The following is a 14421-nucleotide window of genomic DNA, read 5'->3' on the forward strand; positions in this document are numbered from 1 at the left end:
GGAGGCGCCCCGGCCCGTCTTTTTGCATCTGGCAAATCATGACATGATGCGCTCGTGGGCCTTGTCTGCGGGTAACTCCATGTCCGACACGCTTTCCCAATCGAAGCGCCATCAGCCGGCAGGTTGGCCAACGATCATCCCGAGGATTATCACCCGCGATGTCGATGGCTTGGTCGGATTTATGAGAACGGTTTTCAACGCCGATTGTACCAGGCGGGGCGAAGGCCCGGCCGAATTGAGGATAGGTGACTCCATCGTCATGGTCAGCAACGGCGACGGCTTGCGCGAGGCGAGGTCGGCATTTCTCTACGTCTATGTCGAAGACGCCGACGAGATTTATCGGCGCGCGATCAAGGCTGGCGCCCACACCGTCGAGGAGCCCCTGGATATGCCCTACGGAGACCGTCGCGCGATGGTGAGAGACGCGTGGGGTAACCTCTGGCAAATCGCGACACATCATCGCCAGGCAATCTAGGATCGGCGATGCTGGAGGAGTGCTAAGCGACGCGCCACTCCGGCACGCCATCGTCCGCCATGGTGATCGCGCCCAGCGATCCGACCGGCGTACGGTCCATGCTCTGAAGATGCGCGAGCGTCGCGCCGTCGCTTGCGGGAATGCGCGCCAGCGTGCGGTTGTCCTGTTCGGTGCGCAGCATGACGACGCCATGCTCGACCTCGCCCTTGCCGCGATAGATCACGGTAAAGCTTTCGACCTTGCCCTTGCCGTCCGCCGCGGTGACGAATTCCGGAACGACGCGCTTGTTGCGGTCGGCTGCCGCCTGCACGCTGGTATCCTGCTTCAGCGCATCGCGCGGTTGCGTGCGCGAGACCACCAGCGCGTGGTGCTTGGTGACGAAGCCGCCCTGGCCGTAGAGCAGGCCGAGCTTTGCGCCGCCACGCAAGGCGCGAACCATCGCACAGGCCGCGTGCGTCATATAGGTGTTGAGTGGTGCGCCGAAGAAGGTCAGCCCGCCGGTGACGGTCGGCCTGACGTCGGGGCCAAGCCCGAGCGTGCGGCGCGCCATCTTCGGCACGCAGGGGAAGCAGCTATAGAGCTCGATCGCGTCGAAATTCTTGCCGTCGCCCCCGACCAGATCGATCACCGCATTCAGCACGGCGTTCTGCGGATGGCTTTCATAAAACTGGTCGCGCAGCAGGTAGTCGCGCGGCTCCTCGGCCGACGCGCCGCCGAGCGGATAGATCAGCTTGTCCTCGGCGATCCCGGCGGCGCGCGCCTTCGCAAGGCTGGTCAGGATCAGCGCGCCGCCCATGTTGACGGTCGGATTGGCGACCATCAGCTTGGTGTAGGGCCAGGCGATCAGGCGGTTTTCGGCCGTCGGCGTCGTGATCTCTGCCGGCGTGAAGTGCTTCTTCAGCCAGGCATTGGGATTGTCAGCCGCCGCATCGGCGTAGCGCGACCACAATTCGCCTGACTCGGCGAGCGCCTCGCGCGGCGTCTGGCCCCAATGCGCTGATGTCGCGGATTCATAGAGCGGATAGACCGTGATCGGCCTGTATACGCCAAGCTTCACCGCCAACGGCTTCTGGAACGCCGCGCCGCGCTTCGGCTCCTCGACGTCATGGGCGAACGGCGTCCACGGCAGCGTGACGCCGGCGCGCTCGGCCTTGGTCGCCGTCGACTGTGCCTCGGCGCCGCAGACCGCGGCGACCGCGCATTCGCCGCGCGCGATCCGCTGCGCCGCCTCGTGCAGGTAGCGGATCGGGCTCTCGCCGCCGACCGGCCCGTAATAGAGGTGCGAGGGGTTGATGCCGAGGCGCTGCGCAAGCTGCTTCTCGGGATCGCGGTAGCGCCAGCTCAGGAAGTTGACGACGTCCAGCGAGCCGATCTCGTGCAGCAGCCTGGCGCCGGCGTCGAGCTCGGCGCGCTTGAGCGCCGCTTCGAGCAGAGCGAGCGGCTCGAGCCCTTGCGCGACGTCCTTTGGCCGGTCGACGATCTCGCCGACGCCGACGATGACGGGAATGCGGTGTTCGGATTGCAAGCCAGTTGTCATTTCTTCTTCGCTTTTCAGTCGTCATTCCCGGCTTGGTGCTGGCGCACCATCCCGGAATGACGGCGAGCTACTCCGCCACCAGCGCGTTCATATGCTCGACGGCCTCGGCAAAATCTTCCTTGAACTCCTGCACTACCGCGCCTGCCGACTTCACGCTGTCGATCAGGCCGACGCCCTGGCCGACGAAATAGCTGACGAGATCGCGCGCCCGGGGGTTGCCGGCCGCCGCCGAGCGGTCGATCGCCTCGAAGGCGTCGCGGCTGATGATGCTCTGCAAGGGCATCGGCAGCGCGCCGGGACTTCCCTCGCTGCGGTCCCAGGCGTCGGTCCAGACCGAGCGCAACTGCCGGGCCGGCTTTCCGGTCCGCCCCTTCGAGCGTACCGCATCGCGCGAGGAGGCCGCGATCATCTTCTCGCGGAAGATTTCCGATGTCTCGGATTCCACCGTGGCAAGCCACACCGAGCCGGTCCACGCGCCGGCGGCGCCCATCGCCATGCAGGCCGCCATCTGACGTCCGGTCATGATGCCGCCGGCGGCAAGCACCGGCACGTCGCGGATCTCTCTGATCGCCTTGATCACCTCGGGCACCAGCACCATGGTGGAGACCTCGCCGCAATGGCCGCCGGCCTCGGTGCCCTGCACGACGAGGATGTCGACGCCGGCCGCGACCTGGCGCAGCGCATGCTCCTTGGCGCCGACCAGCGCCGCCACCGGCACGCCGTGCTTCTTGCCCATCTCGATCATTTCCTTCGGCGGAACGCCGAGCGCATTGGCGATCAGGCGGATCGGGTGGCGGAACGAGACCTCGAGCAGCTTCAGCGCGGTTGCCCCATCGAACGGTTGCGGCTGGTCGGCGGTGACCTCCGACGTCGTCAGCTCGATGCCGTTCTTCTTCAGGAGGTCGCGGGTGAAGTCGCGATGTTCCCTCGGGATGCGCGCCTCGAGACTCTTCCAGGTGACGTTCTTCTCGCCTGCGGTCGAGATGTTTTCAGGAATCAGCACGTCGATGCCGTAAGGCTTGCCATCGACGTGGTCGTCGATCCACTTCAGCTCCCGCTCGAGCGTTTCGGGCGAATGCACGGTGGCGCCGAGCACGCCGAAGCCGCCGGCGCGGCTGACGGCGGCAACCACGTCGCGACAATGGCTGAAGGCGAGCAGGGGGAATTCGATTCCCAGCATGTCGCAGATCGGCGATTTCATGGTCACTCCCTGTCGCGGCTTCTTCTCGTTCCGTCCGAAAGCGGGTGACGCTAACCCATCGGGACGACCCGAGCCAAGGTGGTTTCAGCGTGGGAAATCTTGCGTTGAGGCGTCGTGCGTTTTCGTATTCGGCGTGGCGGAATTTTGCGCGGCGTCATTTGTCCCTTGCGCTTTCGCGGGGACCGGGAGAATGCTTGCGGCAAGCAGAGAGGTTCGAAGGAGAAGCTGATGTCCGCCGTGCCGTCGCCATCAAGCCCGATCCAGCCGTCGGGAACCTACGACGTCGTCGTGGTCGGCGCCGGCTTTGCCGGGATGTACATGCTGCATCGGCTGCGTGGGCTCGGCTTCTCGGCCAGGGTCTTCGAGCAGGGCGGCGGCGTCGGCGGCACCTGGTACTGGAACCGCTATCCCGGCGCGCGCTGCGACGTCGAGAGCATGCAGTATTCATACTCGTTCTCCGACGAGCTGCAGCAGGAGTGGGACTGGAGCGAGCGCTACGCGCCGCAGCCGGAAATCCTGAAATACGCCAACCACGTCGCCGACCGCTTCGACCTGCGGTCCGACATCGAATTCAACACCCGTGTCGAGCGTCTCGTCTTCGACGAGGAAAGCAATCTCTGGTCGGTGACGACGTCCACCGGCAAGACTGTCGCGGCGTCATTCGTCGTGCTCGCCACCGGCTGCCTGTCGAATGCCCGCACGCCCGACATCAAGGGGCTCGACCGCTTCAAGGGCAAGGTCTACCACACCGGTCATTGGCCGCACGAGGCGATCGACTTCGCAGGGCTTCGTGTCGGCGTCATCGGCACGGGTTCGTCCTGCATCCAGTCGGTGCCTGTGATCGCCGAGCAGGCGAGCCACGTCACGGTGTTCCAGCGCACCGCGAATTTTTCGATTCCCGCCCGCAACGCAAGGCTCACCGATGCGGAGCGGGAGTGGTTCCGCGAAAATTATCCGGAGATCCGGCGTTTCGCGCGCGAGGAGGCGCGCAACGGCATCTATACCGACTGGCCGGATCGCGGCGCGCTCGACGACGGCGACAATGCGCGGCGCGAACGCTACGAGGCGCGCTGGGAGCGCGGCGGGCTGACCTTCATGGCGACCTACAACGATCTGGTCCTCAGCGAGGACGCCAACGACACCGCGGCCGACTTTGTCCGCGACAAGATCGCGGAGATCGTGAAGGACCCGGCGACCGCCAGATTGCTGCAGCCCAACGACCACCCGATCGGCTCCAAGCGCATCTGCGTCGACACAGATTATTACGCGACCTTCAACCGCGGCAACGTCACGCTGGTCGACATCCGTGCCAACCCGATCGAGGAGATCACCGAAGGCGCGGTGCGGGCCGGCGGCAGGGACCATGCCGTCGACGCGCTGGTGCTGGCGACGGGTTTTGATGCCATGACCGGCTCGGTCGCCAAGATCGAGATCGCCGGCCGGGACGGTGAGACGCTGAACCACAAATGGGCGGAAGGGCCGAAGACCTATCTCGGCCTGATGAGCGCGGGCTTTCCCAACCTCTTTGTCATCACCGGGCCGGGCAGCCCGTCGGTGCTCTCCAACATGATCGTTTCGATCGAGCAGCATGTCGACTGGATCGCCGACTGCCTCGCTCATATGCGCGCACACGGCCTCGCCGCGATGGAGGCGAAGCGGGATGCCGAAGAGAAGTGGGTTGCCCATGTCAACGAGGTCGCTTATGCGACGCTCTATCCGCAGGCGAATTCCTGGTACATGGGCGCCAACATCCCCGGCAAGCCGCGGGTGTTCATGCCCTATATCGGCGGGGTCGGCGCCTACCGGGCGATCTGCAACGACGTCGCCGCGAAAGGCTATGAGGGCTTTGCGATGACGTCGGCGCCGCGCCAGCGCGCAGCGGCCGCTTCGTGACCTACGGCTTTGCCGTGTATTGATCGACAAACGCCGTAAGCTGGTAGCCGCCCATCGAAAGGCGGTCCAGTTCTTCGGCGATCGGCCGTGCCTTCGCCGATTGCCCTTCAGCAACCAGACTGAACATCCCGAGCGCCGCGCCGATGAAGGCGAGCTGTTCGCAATTTCCGGCGGGATTCCGGTTCGCGACCGTCTGGCAATGCTGCAACAGGGCCTGAAGCCTGGCGTGGAGCGGCTGCCATCCGATCTGCGCTGCGGCGTGCTTGATGCGGTTCACGATGAAGGAGACGATGTTTCGCCTCAGGTTGAAGTCGCCGAAATTGATCACGTCGATCTGTGTCCGCATGGTGTCGAAGATCGGCACCAGCGCGGTGGCGCCAGTCGGATCGAGCGCCAGAAGCTCCTCCTCGGCGCGGCCGAGCGCGAATGCGATCTTGGCCACATTCCCGGTGCGCGCAAAGAGCGGCGCCGCCTCCAGCGCGGATGCGACCGCGCCGGCATGGTCGTTCATCTTGGACCTGATGTTGGTGAAGTCCATCAGGAAGTCGCCGGCCGAGACCGCGATCCCGAGAGCCCGCGCCTGGTCCAGTCCCTTCTGTGCATATTTCAGGGCTTCCGCGAGGTCGCCTTTCCCGATCAATGCCATGGTGATCACGCCATAGGCACTGAGCTCGCGCTCTTCGTCATGCGCCCGTCGGCTGAGGTCGAGGAAAGTCCGGGCTTCCGTCAGCGCTTCGTCGAATCGCTTGAGCTTCACCAGAATGCGGGCCTCGTCGCCCTTGAATTCGGCACGTTCCTTCAGATCGTCGAGGGTCGTCGCAAGCTTGAATCCCTCGCGGGCGCGGTTCAGCGCCGCGTCCAATTGTCCGAGCGCGCTCGATATCTGGGTTATTCGTCCAAGCGAACCGAGCCGGGACCGGTGCGTCGGCGACACTGCCGCGAAATCGGCATCCGCCTTTGTTGCCAGGGCGAGCGCCTCCTTGTTCTGCCAGCGCATCCTGTGCGCATCGCACAGTTCGAGGGCGATCTCGCCGGCAAGCTGGGCGGAGGGGACCTTTTCCGCCGCCGCCATGGCGCGCTGGTATTCGGGAATGGCCTTTTCGACTTCCGTAAGGTTGAGGAGCAGCCTGGCCCCGAAACGGACGATGTTGGCGAGCTGCTCCTGCCTTGTCTTCGGATCAAGCGTGAGCGCGGCCAGCATTGTCTCCGCGTCCTTCTGGACGTGGAGGCGGGCCTTGATCTCGTTGGGCCAGCGCTCGGCCATGTAGGCAAGCACCAGGAGATGCGGGATCGCTGCTTCCACGCGATCGGCGGTCGGGCCCGGCCAGCGGCGGTCATGTTCGGCCAGCAGCTTTTCGGCTTCGCGCCAGAACTGATTTTCCGGCTCAGTGATCAGGCGGACGGAGTTGCGGCCTCCGCCTCGCGCGAGGCTGGTGGCGGCGCTCTCCAGCAGGGATACGGCGGCAGATAGCGTTCGGTGTTGCTCGGCGTCGGCGCGATCGAGTTTTGGGTCATCGAGCCGTGCGCCGCAGGTGCCGATATAGATGTAGGCGCGCTCGGTCGAGGATGCGACGCCGGTGTTGCGCATCGCCCGGCTGACCGGCCACCCCTGCCGCGTGATGCGGTCGAGCACGATGCCGGCATAGCTGGCTGCGACCTCCGCATCGACGCTCCAGAGCGTGCCGGCATATCCGCGTGCGCCGACCCGGATGAACTCTCGGCCGACGCCGACCCAGGAAAGGCAGGAGCTGTTGAACACGAACGGGCGGCTCGGAAGGGTTTGGCGCTGCAGCAGCTTGAAGGCGGGAAGCGGTCCATCGCTGAGCAGGATCGCCTTGTCGGAGCCATGGGTGTTGAAGAACAGAAAATCCAGCGGCAGCGAAGCGCCGACGTGAAGAAGCGACATGCTCGATCCCGAAAGCCCGCTCAGCACCAGCGGATAGGAAGACCGCTTTTGCAGCGTCGCGAGCACGGTCTGCGTCTCCGACGTCTGGAAAAATCCGGGATCGAAGATCAGGCTGAAGCTCACATCGGAATCGATCGGCTTGGCGCATAGCTCGGTGAGGACGAGCAGCGAGGCGTCGCCAGTCACGTGCCCGATCGCCTTGTTGGCCCAGTCCACGCCTTTCTTCCTGACGAAATTGTAGGGAATCCCGGTCGTGAACACGGTGAGGTCGAGGTCGCCGACCGCGGCCACGACGTCGGCCGGCACCGATTGCGACACCGTCTTTTCGAGCTCGCGGATCCGGTCGCCGACGGTGGGGTCGCCGAAGATGTATTCGCGCAGCGCGGCAAGGCCGAGCCGCTTGACTTCCGCGGGAGCGTCCTTTTGCCGAACGTCCTGCCGCGCCTCCACGGCCGCGCGTGCATTCTCGACGCCGGCGGCGTGCGGCTCCGGATACATCACGAGTTTTGCGCGACGGTGATGCGCATACTGGACGCCGAGCAGCTTTGTCGCGTCCTCCGACACCTCGATGAGAACGGCCTCGGAAGGGGCCGCGCCGTTCCCATCACCATCGCCCTGGCCCTGGTCGGCGGGCGGCGGGGCGCCATCGGCGCGCGCCCGCAAGGGAACGCCGCGTTTCAGCGCGCGCGACAGGCCGGGGAAGAACCCGGTCGGGTCCGCCGCGGGCACATCGACGGTGCTGGCGGGTGACTGGCCGTCGCGGCCGCAGACGCGCCAGGCCACGTCCGTCAGCTTGTTCAGCGAACCGTAGAAGTAGCGGCCTTCCGCCTCGTCGTCGGGATCGAACCCAGGGAGCACATGCGCGGATTTCAGCCCGTCGGGAAGCAGCGGCATGCGTTCGTCACCGATCCGGCTCATCGGCACGGCCTCGATCAAGCCAAGCTCGTGCGGCGCCGGCTCGAAAAGGAAGACGGCGAGCTGCGGCGCCAGCGAGCGCAGGAGATCGCGAATGAAGAGCTGATGGCGCCACCAGGAGCGATACGAGGTCAAGGCTTCCGCCTTGCTGTCCACCTCCAGATTGGCGGCCCGCACGGCGGCGAGATTGCGGATAGCTTCCTGGCGCGCGAGCGGTCCGCCGACGAGGGCATCCCGCCGGTCGCGCGCCTCGACATAGATGTCATAGCGCGCGCGGTATTCCTCGTCGGGGATCGGCGAGCGCTCCATCACGATGAGCGGCGTGAACCGATCCGCCGGACAGCACGACAGCGCAACCGCCGCCTCCTGCACCTGCTCGGGCCGGCAAAAGATCACGGTATCGCCGACTGCGGATGCCATAGGCGCGCCTCAGTCGAAAGGTTTCAGAGGCCTTCGACGAATGAATCGAACCGCGACAGCTTCCGATCTTCGGCGATCGCCTTCTTGACGCCGGTTCGCTTGTTCCCGCCGGCGCCCTTCTTCGCCACCGCATTGATGAGGACCGGCGTGGAGATGCCGGCGTACAGCGCGGCGCGGGCGTTATCGGCCGGCAGGAGCAGGGCAACGAGCCCGGCGAGACATGCGAAAATGATCGAGATGATGATATAGAACCATGACCAGGTGAAAGTCTGTGGATTCGTCCTGATCGAATACAGGCGGACAATTTCCGGCGCCAATCCGCCGATCGCCCCCAGTGCAAAATAATTGGATAGCAAATCCATCGCTGCTCTCCTTGCCGGCAATGACACGACTTCAGGTAGAGATAGCGGAATTGCTCTATCACATTGTGACACCGCGGGCAACGCCCGCAAACGGCGGCGCGTCGGATCGGCGAGGCCCTTGTCGGAGCAACTGATTTGCGCCTCTGGAATACTGGATCGCCCGGCCAAGCCGGGCGATGACGGCGGAGAAAGCGTCAAAGCATTGAACTCAAAACGCCGTATAGCCGCCGTCGATCACGAGGCAGTCGGCGGTGTGGTAGGACGACGCACTGCTCATGAGGTAGACCGCGATGCCGCCGAAATCGGAGGGTTCGCCGAAGCGGCGCACCGGAATCCGCGGCAGCACCGCGCCGACGAATTTCTCGTCCGCCAGCACGCGCGCCGTCATGTCGCTCCTGATCCAGCCCGGCAGGATGGCATTCGCGGTGACGCCGTATCGCGCCAGTTCCACTGCGAGCGCGCGGCAGAGCGCGTTCAGCGCCGCCTTGGTTCCGGCATAGTGCTCGTTGCGCGCGGTGCCGTAGAGCGAGGCCAGACTAGAGGTCGCCACCAGCCGGCCGAACGGATCGCCGGCTTGCGCGCGCTCGGTCATGTGGCGCGCGGCGGCCTGGAAGGCGTGGAACACGCCGTCGAGATTGGTCGCAAACATCGTGCGCCATTCCTGCTCGGTGCGCTCGATGAAGGGTTTTCGGCCGCCGCCGCCGATGCCGGCGTTGGCGAAGCAGCCGTCGACGCGGCCGAAGCGGCCGAGCGTCGCGGCCATCGCCGCGTTCACGGAGGCCGGGTCGGTGACGTCGCAGACCTGGGTATCGACCTTGCCGGGACCCGCAGCCATCGTCGCCGACGCGCTCCTGTTCTTCTCGGCATTGCGGCCCCAGATCGAGACGTTGCAGCCACTGGACGCAAGAGCCTGCGCGATGCCAAGCCCAATACCGCCATTACCGCCGGTGATGACCGCGACGCGGCCGGTGAGGTCGAACAGGTTCATGGGCGTTTCCGTCGGTTTTGAATGATGCGCATCCACGCATTCGAATGCTTGCAACAAGCATGGACAAGGGCTCCGCAAAAATCAAATATGGATGCGAGAAACAATCCGAAGTGCCGCAACACGGAAATAGGCGGCACACAGCCTTTGCGAGGAAACCATGCAATTCAAGCACGTCACGCTCGATTTCGACGGATCGGTCGCGATCCTCAAGCTCGACCATCAGGAGGTGATGAATGCGGTGTCGCTCGACATGCTTGGCGGGCTCGCCGAGGCGATGGATGCGATCGATGATCGCAAGTCGGAGGTGCGCTGTCTCGTCCTGACGGGAGCGGGGCGCGCGTTCTGCACCGGCGCAAACTTGCAGGGCCGCAACGCCAACGCGAAGCCCGGCCGCAGCAATGCGGGAGCGGCGCTCGAGACCGCGTTCCATCCGTTCCTGCGCCGCCTGCGCAATCTGCATTGCCCCATCGTCACCGCCGTCAACGGGCCTGCCGCCGGCGCCGGGATGAGCTTTGCCTTGATGGGCGACATGATCCTGTGCGCGCGCTCGGCCTATTTCCTGCAAGCCTTCCGCCGCATTGGTCTGGTGCCCGACTGCGGCTCGACCTGGCTGTTGCCGCGCCTGATCGGCCGCGCCCGCTCGATCGAGTTGTCGCTGATGGGCGAGAGGCTGCCGGCCGAGAAGGCGCTGGAGTGGGGTCTCGTCAACCGCGTCCATGAGGATGCGGCGCTGATGGAGGAGGCGATGAAGCTCGCGCATGACCTCGCCAACGGGCCGACCGTCGCGCTGTCGCTGATCCGAAAGCTCTATTGGGAAAGCCCGGAAAATTCCTTCGAGGATCAGCTCAACCTCGAGTTCCAGTCGCAGCGCATCGCGGGCGCGACGGAAGATTTCCGCGAAGGCGTCGGCGCCTTCCTGGAAAAACGCCCGGCGAAATTCAAGGGCAAATGATCGAGGCCGCGCTATCGCGTTGCGTGACGGCCTGGTGTCCGGGCGCGACCGGCGTCGCTGCGGCTGCCAGGCTGTCGGGCGGCGCGAGCCAGGAGACCTGGACTTTCGACATCGTCCATCCCGAAAGGACTATCGGCGCGATCCTGCGCCGCGCACCGCCCGGCTATGGCGCGGCGCCGGGCCGCGCGGCCGGGTTGGAGGCGGAAGCCGCGCTGATGCAGCTCGCGCATGATGCGGGCCTGCCGTCGCCCGAGGTCATGCATGTGCTTGAGCCCGAGGAGGGGCTCGGCACCGGCTTCATCATGCAGCGGGTCGAGGGCGAGACGATCGCGCGAAAGATCCTGCGTGACGCGCCGTTTGCAAAGGCGCGTCCCATGCTGGCGCGCCAGCTCGGGGAGATCATCGCCGGCATCCACGCCCTGCCAGGGGCGAAACTGCCTGACCTGCGCGAGATGACGGCGACGAAAGAGATTGCCGACATAGAGCGGGAATACCGTGGTTTCGGCTGGCCGCGCCCGGTTTTCGAACTGGCGCTGCGCTGGCTCAGGGGTCACGATCCCGGTCCGCCGCCGGCGCTGACGCTGGTGCATGGCGATTTCCGCCTCGGCAATCTCATCATCGGTCCCGACGGCGTGCGCGCGGTGCTCGACTGGGAGCTCGCCCATCTCGGCGATCCCATGGAGGATCTGGGCTGGATCTGCGTCAATTCGTGGCGGTTCGGCGAGATCGACAAGCCGGTCGCAGGCCTTGGTTCGCGCGAGGAGCTGTTCGCCGGATATGAAGCGGCGGGTCGGAAGGTCGACCCGGTGCGCGTCAAATTCTGGGAGGTGATGGGGACGCTGCGCTGGGGCGTGATGTGCTGCGGCATGATGCAGCGGTTTCGCGCTTCGCCCGATCACTCGATGGAGCGCGCCATGATCGGCCGCCGCGCCTCGGAGACCGAGATCGATCTGTTGCGACTGTTGGCGCCGAGAGGAGAGGCATGATCCCGAAAATTGGGAACCGGTTTTCGGACAAGATCATGCCCGATTGGAGAATCTGATGCAGGACGAGCCGACACCCGCCGAACTTGCCAAGGCCGTCGCCGATTTCCTGCGCGACGAGATCGCGCCGACCATCACCGGTCACAACGGTTTCAAGCTGCGCGTCGCCGTCAACATGCTCGAGCTGGTCGTGCGCCAGCTGACCCTTGCCGATGCGAGCGATGCGGCAGAGATGGCGCGGCTCAGGCAGCTGCTTGGGGTTGACGGCGCGTTGATCGACCTCAATCGCGCGCTGTCAGAGAAGATTGCAAAGGATGAGGCCGACCTTTTGACGCCGGGGCTCGCCGCGCATCTATGGCAGACCACGCTCGACAAGCTCGCGGTCGATCAGCCGAACTATGCGTCGTACAGGCGGGAAGCGGGGAAAGAATGAAACGCGTGAAAACTCCCTCCGTCGTCATTCCGGGACGGTGCGCAAGCACCGGACCCGGAATCCGGAGGTTGTTGCACGCGATTCCGGGTTCGCGCTCACGCGCGCCGCGGAATGACGGCGTTTCACCGCCCCAGCCATTTCGGCGGGCGCTTTTCGGCAAACGCCTTCGGCCCCTCGACATAGTCCTGCGAGGCCGCCATCGCCTTGACCGCCGGGTATTCGCGCTGCTCGGCCATCGCCTGCTCCAGCGGCACCTCCATGCCCATGCGGATCGCCTGCTTGGAGGCGCGGATCGACATCGGCGAGTTCCTGGCAATCGTCTCGGCCCAGCGCTCGGCGGCGGCGAGCGCTTCGCCCTGCGGCACCACCTCGTTGACGAAGCCGAGCTCGAGACCTTCCTTCGCCGAGACGTGCCGTGCGGTCAGGATCATGCCCATCGCGCGCTTCAACCCGATCTGCCGCGGCAGGCGCTGCAGGCCGCCGGCGAGCGCGGCAAGCCCGACGCGCGGCTCGGGCAGGGCGAACGTGGCGTTTTCAGACGCAATGATCAGGTCGCAGGCGAGCGCGATCTCGAAGCCGCCGCCCATCGCCACGCCATTGACGGCGGCGATGATCGGCTTGTCGCAGTCGAAGCGCGAGGTGAGCCCGCCAAAGCCGCCCTTGTCCCAACCGCGCTTGCCCCCGGCCGCCTGCCATTTCAGGTCGTTGCCGGCGCAGAACGCCTTGTCGCCGGCCCCGGTGACGATCGCGACCCACTGCTCGGGATCGGCGGAGAAATCGTCGAACACCTTGTTGAGCTCGAAATGCGCCTCGATATGCAGTGCGTTGTACACTTCCGGGCGCGACAGGGTGACGATCGTGATCGGGCCCTTGCGCGTCACTTTGGAAAATTTCAGGTCCATGGCCGCTTCCTTCCTCATCGATTTTCTGTGTCGCGGAACGTCGTCATGGATACTAGCGCGCCAGCGCAAGCTTTCGCCATGCCCGTGATGCGAACCTCGTGCGGCGGCTCAATCCAGATCGGAAACACATAGGAGGTCGCCTTGGATTTCACGCTGCCGGCCGACCTCACAGCCTATCTCGACGAACTCGACCGCTTCATTGCGCGCGAGGTCAAGCCGCTGGAGGAGGCCGACGACAACATCCGCTTCTTCGACCATCGCCGCGAATGGGCGCGTACCGATTTCGAGCATGGCGGCTTGCCGCGGCAGGAATGGGAAGCGCTGTTGCGCAAGGCCAAGGACCGTGCGGATGCCGCCGGCCACCTGCGCTTCGCGATCCCGAAGCGCTATGGCGGCAAGGACGGCTCCAACCTCTGGATGGCCGTGATCCGCGAGCATTTTGCCTCCAAAGGCCTGGGCCTGCACAACGATCTCCAGAATGAGCACTCCATCGTCGGCAACTTTCCCGTCGTCACCATGCTCGACCGCTACGGCAGCGATGCCCAGAAGGCGATGATCGAGGGCTCTATCACGGGAAAATACCGCATCACCTTTGGCTTGACGGAGCCCCACCACGGCTCGGACGCCACCCATATGGAGACGCGCGCCATAGCGGCGACGCGCGACAACGTAACTGGCTGGCTGATCAACGGCGAGAAGATGTGGACCACGGGCATGCATGTCGCGACCCATTGTGCGCTGTTTGCCCGCACGTCGGGCAATGACGGCGACGCGCGCGGCATCACCTGCTTCCTGGTGCCGGCGAAAAGCGCGGGCGTGAAGGTTGAGGAATATCTATGGACCTTCAACATGCCGACCGATCATCCGCGCGTCAGCTTCACTGACGTGTTCGTGCCTGATGATGCCGTCTTCGGCGAGGTCGGGCGCGGGCTGTCGCTCGCGCAATGCTTCGTGCATGAGAACCGCATCCGCCAGGCGGCGAGTTCCCTCGGTGCCGCCGTCTATTGCATCGACGAAAGCGTCGCTTACGCGCGCGAGCGAAAGCCGTTCGGCAGAGCGCTCGCCGAGAACCAGGCGATCCAGTGGCCGCTGGTCGAGCTTGCCACGCAAGCCGAGATGCTCCGCCTCCTGATCCGCAAGACGGCGTGGGAGATGGATCAACTCACGCAGGCCGAGGTCGAGCACACGCTCTCCGACAAGGTTTCCATGTGCAACTACTGGGCAAACCGGTTGTGCTGCGAGGCGGCCGACCGCGCCATGCAGGTGCATGGCGGCATCGGCTATTCGCGTCACAAGCCGTTCGAGCACATCTATCGCCATCACCGGCGCTACCGCATCACGGAAGGAACTGAGGAGATCCAGATGCGAAAGGTGGCGGGGTTTTTGTTCGGCTATATGGGCAAGGGGAAGCGGTAAGGTGATTGGCATACAGCGTTCTCACCGCGTCGGGTCCC

12 protein-coding genes are annotated in these 14421 nt (G+C 65.1%); 6 read left to right on the top strand and 6 right to left on the bottom strand.

The window, feature by feature from the left end; translation table 11 throughout:
• Nucleotides 1-79: 79 nt before the first annotated feature.
• Nucleotides 80-475, top strand: a complete 396-nt coding sequence (locus QOU61_RS13010; RefSeq protein ID WP_289658949.1) for a VOC family protein — start codon at nucleotides 80-82, stop codon at nucleotides 473-475.
• A 22-nt stretch (nucleotides 476-497) separates the two neighbouring features.
• Here QOU61_RS13010 and QOU61_RS13015 read toward each other — a convergent pair whose 3' ends face one another.
• Both QOU61_RS13015 and QOU61_RS13020 read right to left on the bottom strand, forming a co-directional pair.
• Entirely contained in the window at nucleotides 498-2012 is a 1515-nt protein-coding gene (locus QOU61_RS13015; protein WP_289658951.1) for an acetyl-CoA acetyltransferase, read from the bottom strand.
• 67 nt (nucleotides 2013-2079) lie between these two features.
• The gene (locus QOU61_RS13020; protein WP_289658953.1) at nucleotides 2080-3213 is read right to left on the bottom strand and encodes a nitronate monooxygenase; all 1134 of its coding nucleotides are present in this window, start codon (nucleotides 3211-3213) and stop codon (nucleotides 2080-2082) included.
• A gap of 228 nt (nucleotides 3214-3441) precedes the next feature.
• Here QOU61_RS13020 and QOU61_RS13025 point away from each other — a divergent pair, with 228 nt between their 5' ends.
• Nucleotides 3442-5106, top strand: a complete 1665-nt coding sequence (locus QOU61_RS13025; RefSeq protein WP_289658955.1) for a flavin-containing monooxygenase — start codon at nucleotides 3442-3444, stop codon at nucleotides 5104-5106.
• A 1-nt stretch (nucleotide 5107) separates the two neighbouring features.
• Here QOU61_RS13025 and QOU61_RS13030 read toward each other — a convergent pair whose 3' ends face one another.
• Genes QOU61_RS13030 through QOU61_RS13040 form a run of 3 tightly spaced genes read right to left on the bottom strand, consistent with a single transcriptional unit; the run spans nucleotide 5108 to nucleotide 9697 of the window.
• Nucleotides 5108-8347 (bottom strand): tetratricopeptide repeat protein, encoded by a 3240-nt coding sequence (locus QOU61_RS13030; RefSeq protein WP_289658957.1) that lies wholly within the window; start codon nucleotides 8345-8347, stop codon nucleotides 5108-5110.
• Between the two features lie 23 nt (nucleotides 8348-8370).
• Entirely contained in the window at nucleotides 8371-8907 is a 537-nt protein-coding gene (locus QOU61_RS13035; RefSeq protein WP_289658960.1) for a hypothetical protein, read from the bottom strand.
• Nucleotides 8908-8917: 10 nt separating this feature from the next.
• Entirely contained in the window at nucleotides 8918-9697 is a 780-nt protein-coding gene (locus QOU61_RS13040) for an SDR family NAD(P)-dependent oxidoreductase (RefSeq protein ID WP_289658962.1), read from the bottom strand.
• Between the two features lie 157 nt (nucleotides 9698-9854).
• Here QOU61_RS13040 and QOU61_RS13045 point away from each other — a divergent pair, with 157 nt between their 5' ends.
• Genes QOU61_RS13045 through QOU61_RS13055 form a run of 3 tightly spaced genes read left to right on the top strand, consistent with a single transcriptional unit; the run spans nucleotide 9855 to nucleotide 12065 of the window.
• Complete coding sequence (locus tag QOU61_RS13045; RefSeq protein WP_289658964.1) at nucleotides 9855-10649, top strand: enoyl-CoA hydratase/isomerase; 795 nt, start codon at nucleotides 9855-9857, stop codon at nucleotides 10647-10649.
• Nucleotides 10646-11635 carry a phosphotransferase family protein gene (locus QOU61_RS13050; protein ID WP_289658966.1) on the top strand — a complete coding sequence of 330 codons (990 nt, stop codon included), beginning with the start codon at nucleotides 10646-10648 and terminating at the stop codon, nucleotides 11633-11635. The genes QOU61_RS13045 and QOU61_RS13050 overlap by 4 nt, the downstream gene beginning before the upstream one ends.
• A 55-nt stretch (nucleotides 11636-11690) precedes the next feature.
• The gene (locus tag QOU61_RS13055; protein WP_289658968.1) at nucleotides 11691-12065 is read left to right on the top strand and encodes a DUF6285 domain-containing protein; all 375 of its coding nucleotides are present in this window, start codon (nucleotides 11691-11693) and stop codon (nucleotides 12063-12065) included.
• A gap of 122 nt (nucleotides 12066-12187) precedes the next feature.
• Here the strand turns inward: QOU61_RS13055 and QOU61_RS13060 are convergent, their stop codons facing one another.
• Nucleotides 12188-12967, bottom strand: coding sequence for an enoyl-CoA hydratase-related protein (locus QOU61_RS13060; RefSeq protein WP_289658970.1), 780 nt, complete (start codon nucleotides 12965-12967; stop codon nucleotides 12188-12190).
• Nucleotides 12968-13108: 141 nt separating this feature from the next.
• Between QOU61_RS13060 and QOU61_RS13065 the strand changes: the two genes are divergently transcribed.
• Nucleotides 13109-14383, top strand: a complete 1275-nt coding sequence (locus QOU61_RS13065) for an acyl-CoA dehydrogenase family protein (protein ID WP_289658972.1) — start codon at nucleotides 13109-13111, stop codon at nucleotides 14381-14383.
• Nucleotides 14384-14421: the final 38 nt, after the last annotated feature.

The sequence above is a fragment of the Bradyrhizobium sp. NP1 genome (assembly GCF_030378205.1).
Taxonomy (GTDB): domain Bacteria; phylum Pseudomonadota; class Alphaproteobacteria; order Rhizobiales; family Xanthobacteraceae; genus Bradyrhizobium.

Excerpts from the sequence above, each read along its gene's own strand:
- QOU61_RS13055 (WP_289658968.1), top strand. The coding sequence starts at position 11,691 with ATGCAGGACGAGCCGACACCCGCCGAACTTGCCAAGGCCGTCGCCGAT.
- QOU61_RS13020 (WP_289658953.1), bottom strand. The coding sequence starts at position 3,213 with ATGAAATCGCCGATCTGCGACATGCTGGGAATCGAATTCCCCCTGCTC.
- QOU61_RS13015 (WP_289658951.1), bottom strand. The coding sequence starts at position 2,012 with ATGACAACTGGCTTGCAATCCGAACACCGCATTCCCGTCATCGTCGGC.
- QOU61_RS13030 (WP_289658957.1), bottom strand. The coding sequence starts at position 8,347 with ATGGCATCCGCAGTCGGCGATACCGTGATCTTTTGCCGGCCCGAGCAG.
- QOU61_RS13025 (WP_289658955.1), top strand. The coding sequence starts at position 3,442 with ATGTCCGCCGTGCCGTCGCCATCAAGCCCGATCCAGCCGTCGGGAACC.
- QOU61_RS13045 (WP_289658964.1), top strand. The coding sequence starts at position 9,855 with ATGCAATTCAAGCACGTCACGCTCGATTTCGACGGATCGGTCGCGATC.
- QOU61_RS13060 (WP_289658970.1), bottom strand. The coding sequence starts at position 12,967 with ATGGACCTGAAATTTTCCAAAGTGACGCGCAAGGGCCCGATCACGATC.
- QOU61_RS13050 (WP_289658966.1), top strand. The coding sequence starts at position 10,646 with ATGATCGAGGCCGCGCTATCGCGTTGCGTGACGGCCTGGTGTCCGGGC.
- QOU61_RS13010 (WP_289658949.1), top strand. The coding sequence starts at position 80 with ATGTCCGACACGCTTTCCCAATCGAAGCGCCATCAGCCGGCAGGTTGG.
- QOU61_RS13040 (WP_289658962.1), bottom strand. The coding sequence starts at position 9,697 with ATGAACCTGTTCGACCTCACCGGCCGCGTCGCGGTCATCACCGGCGGT.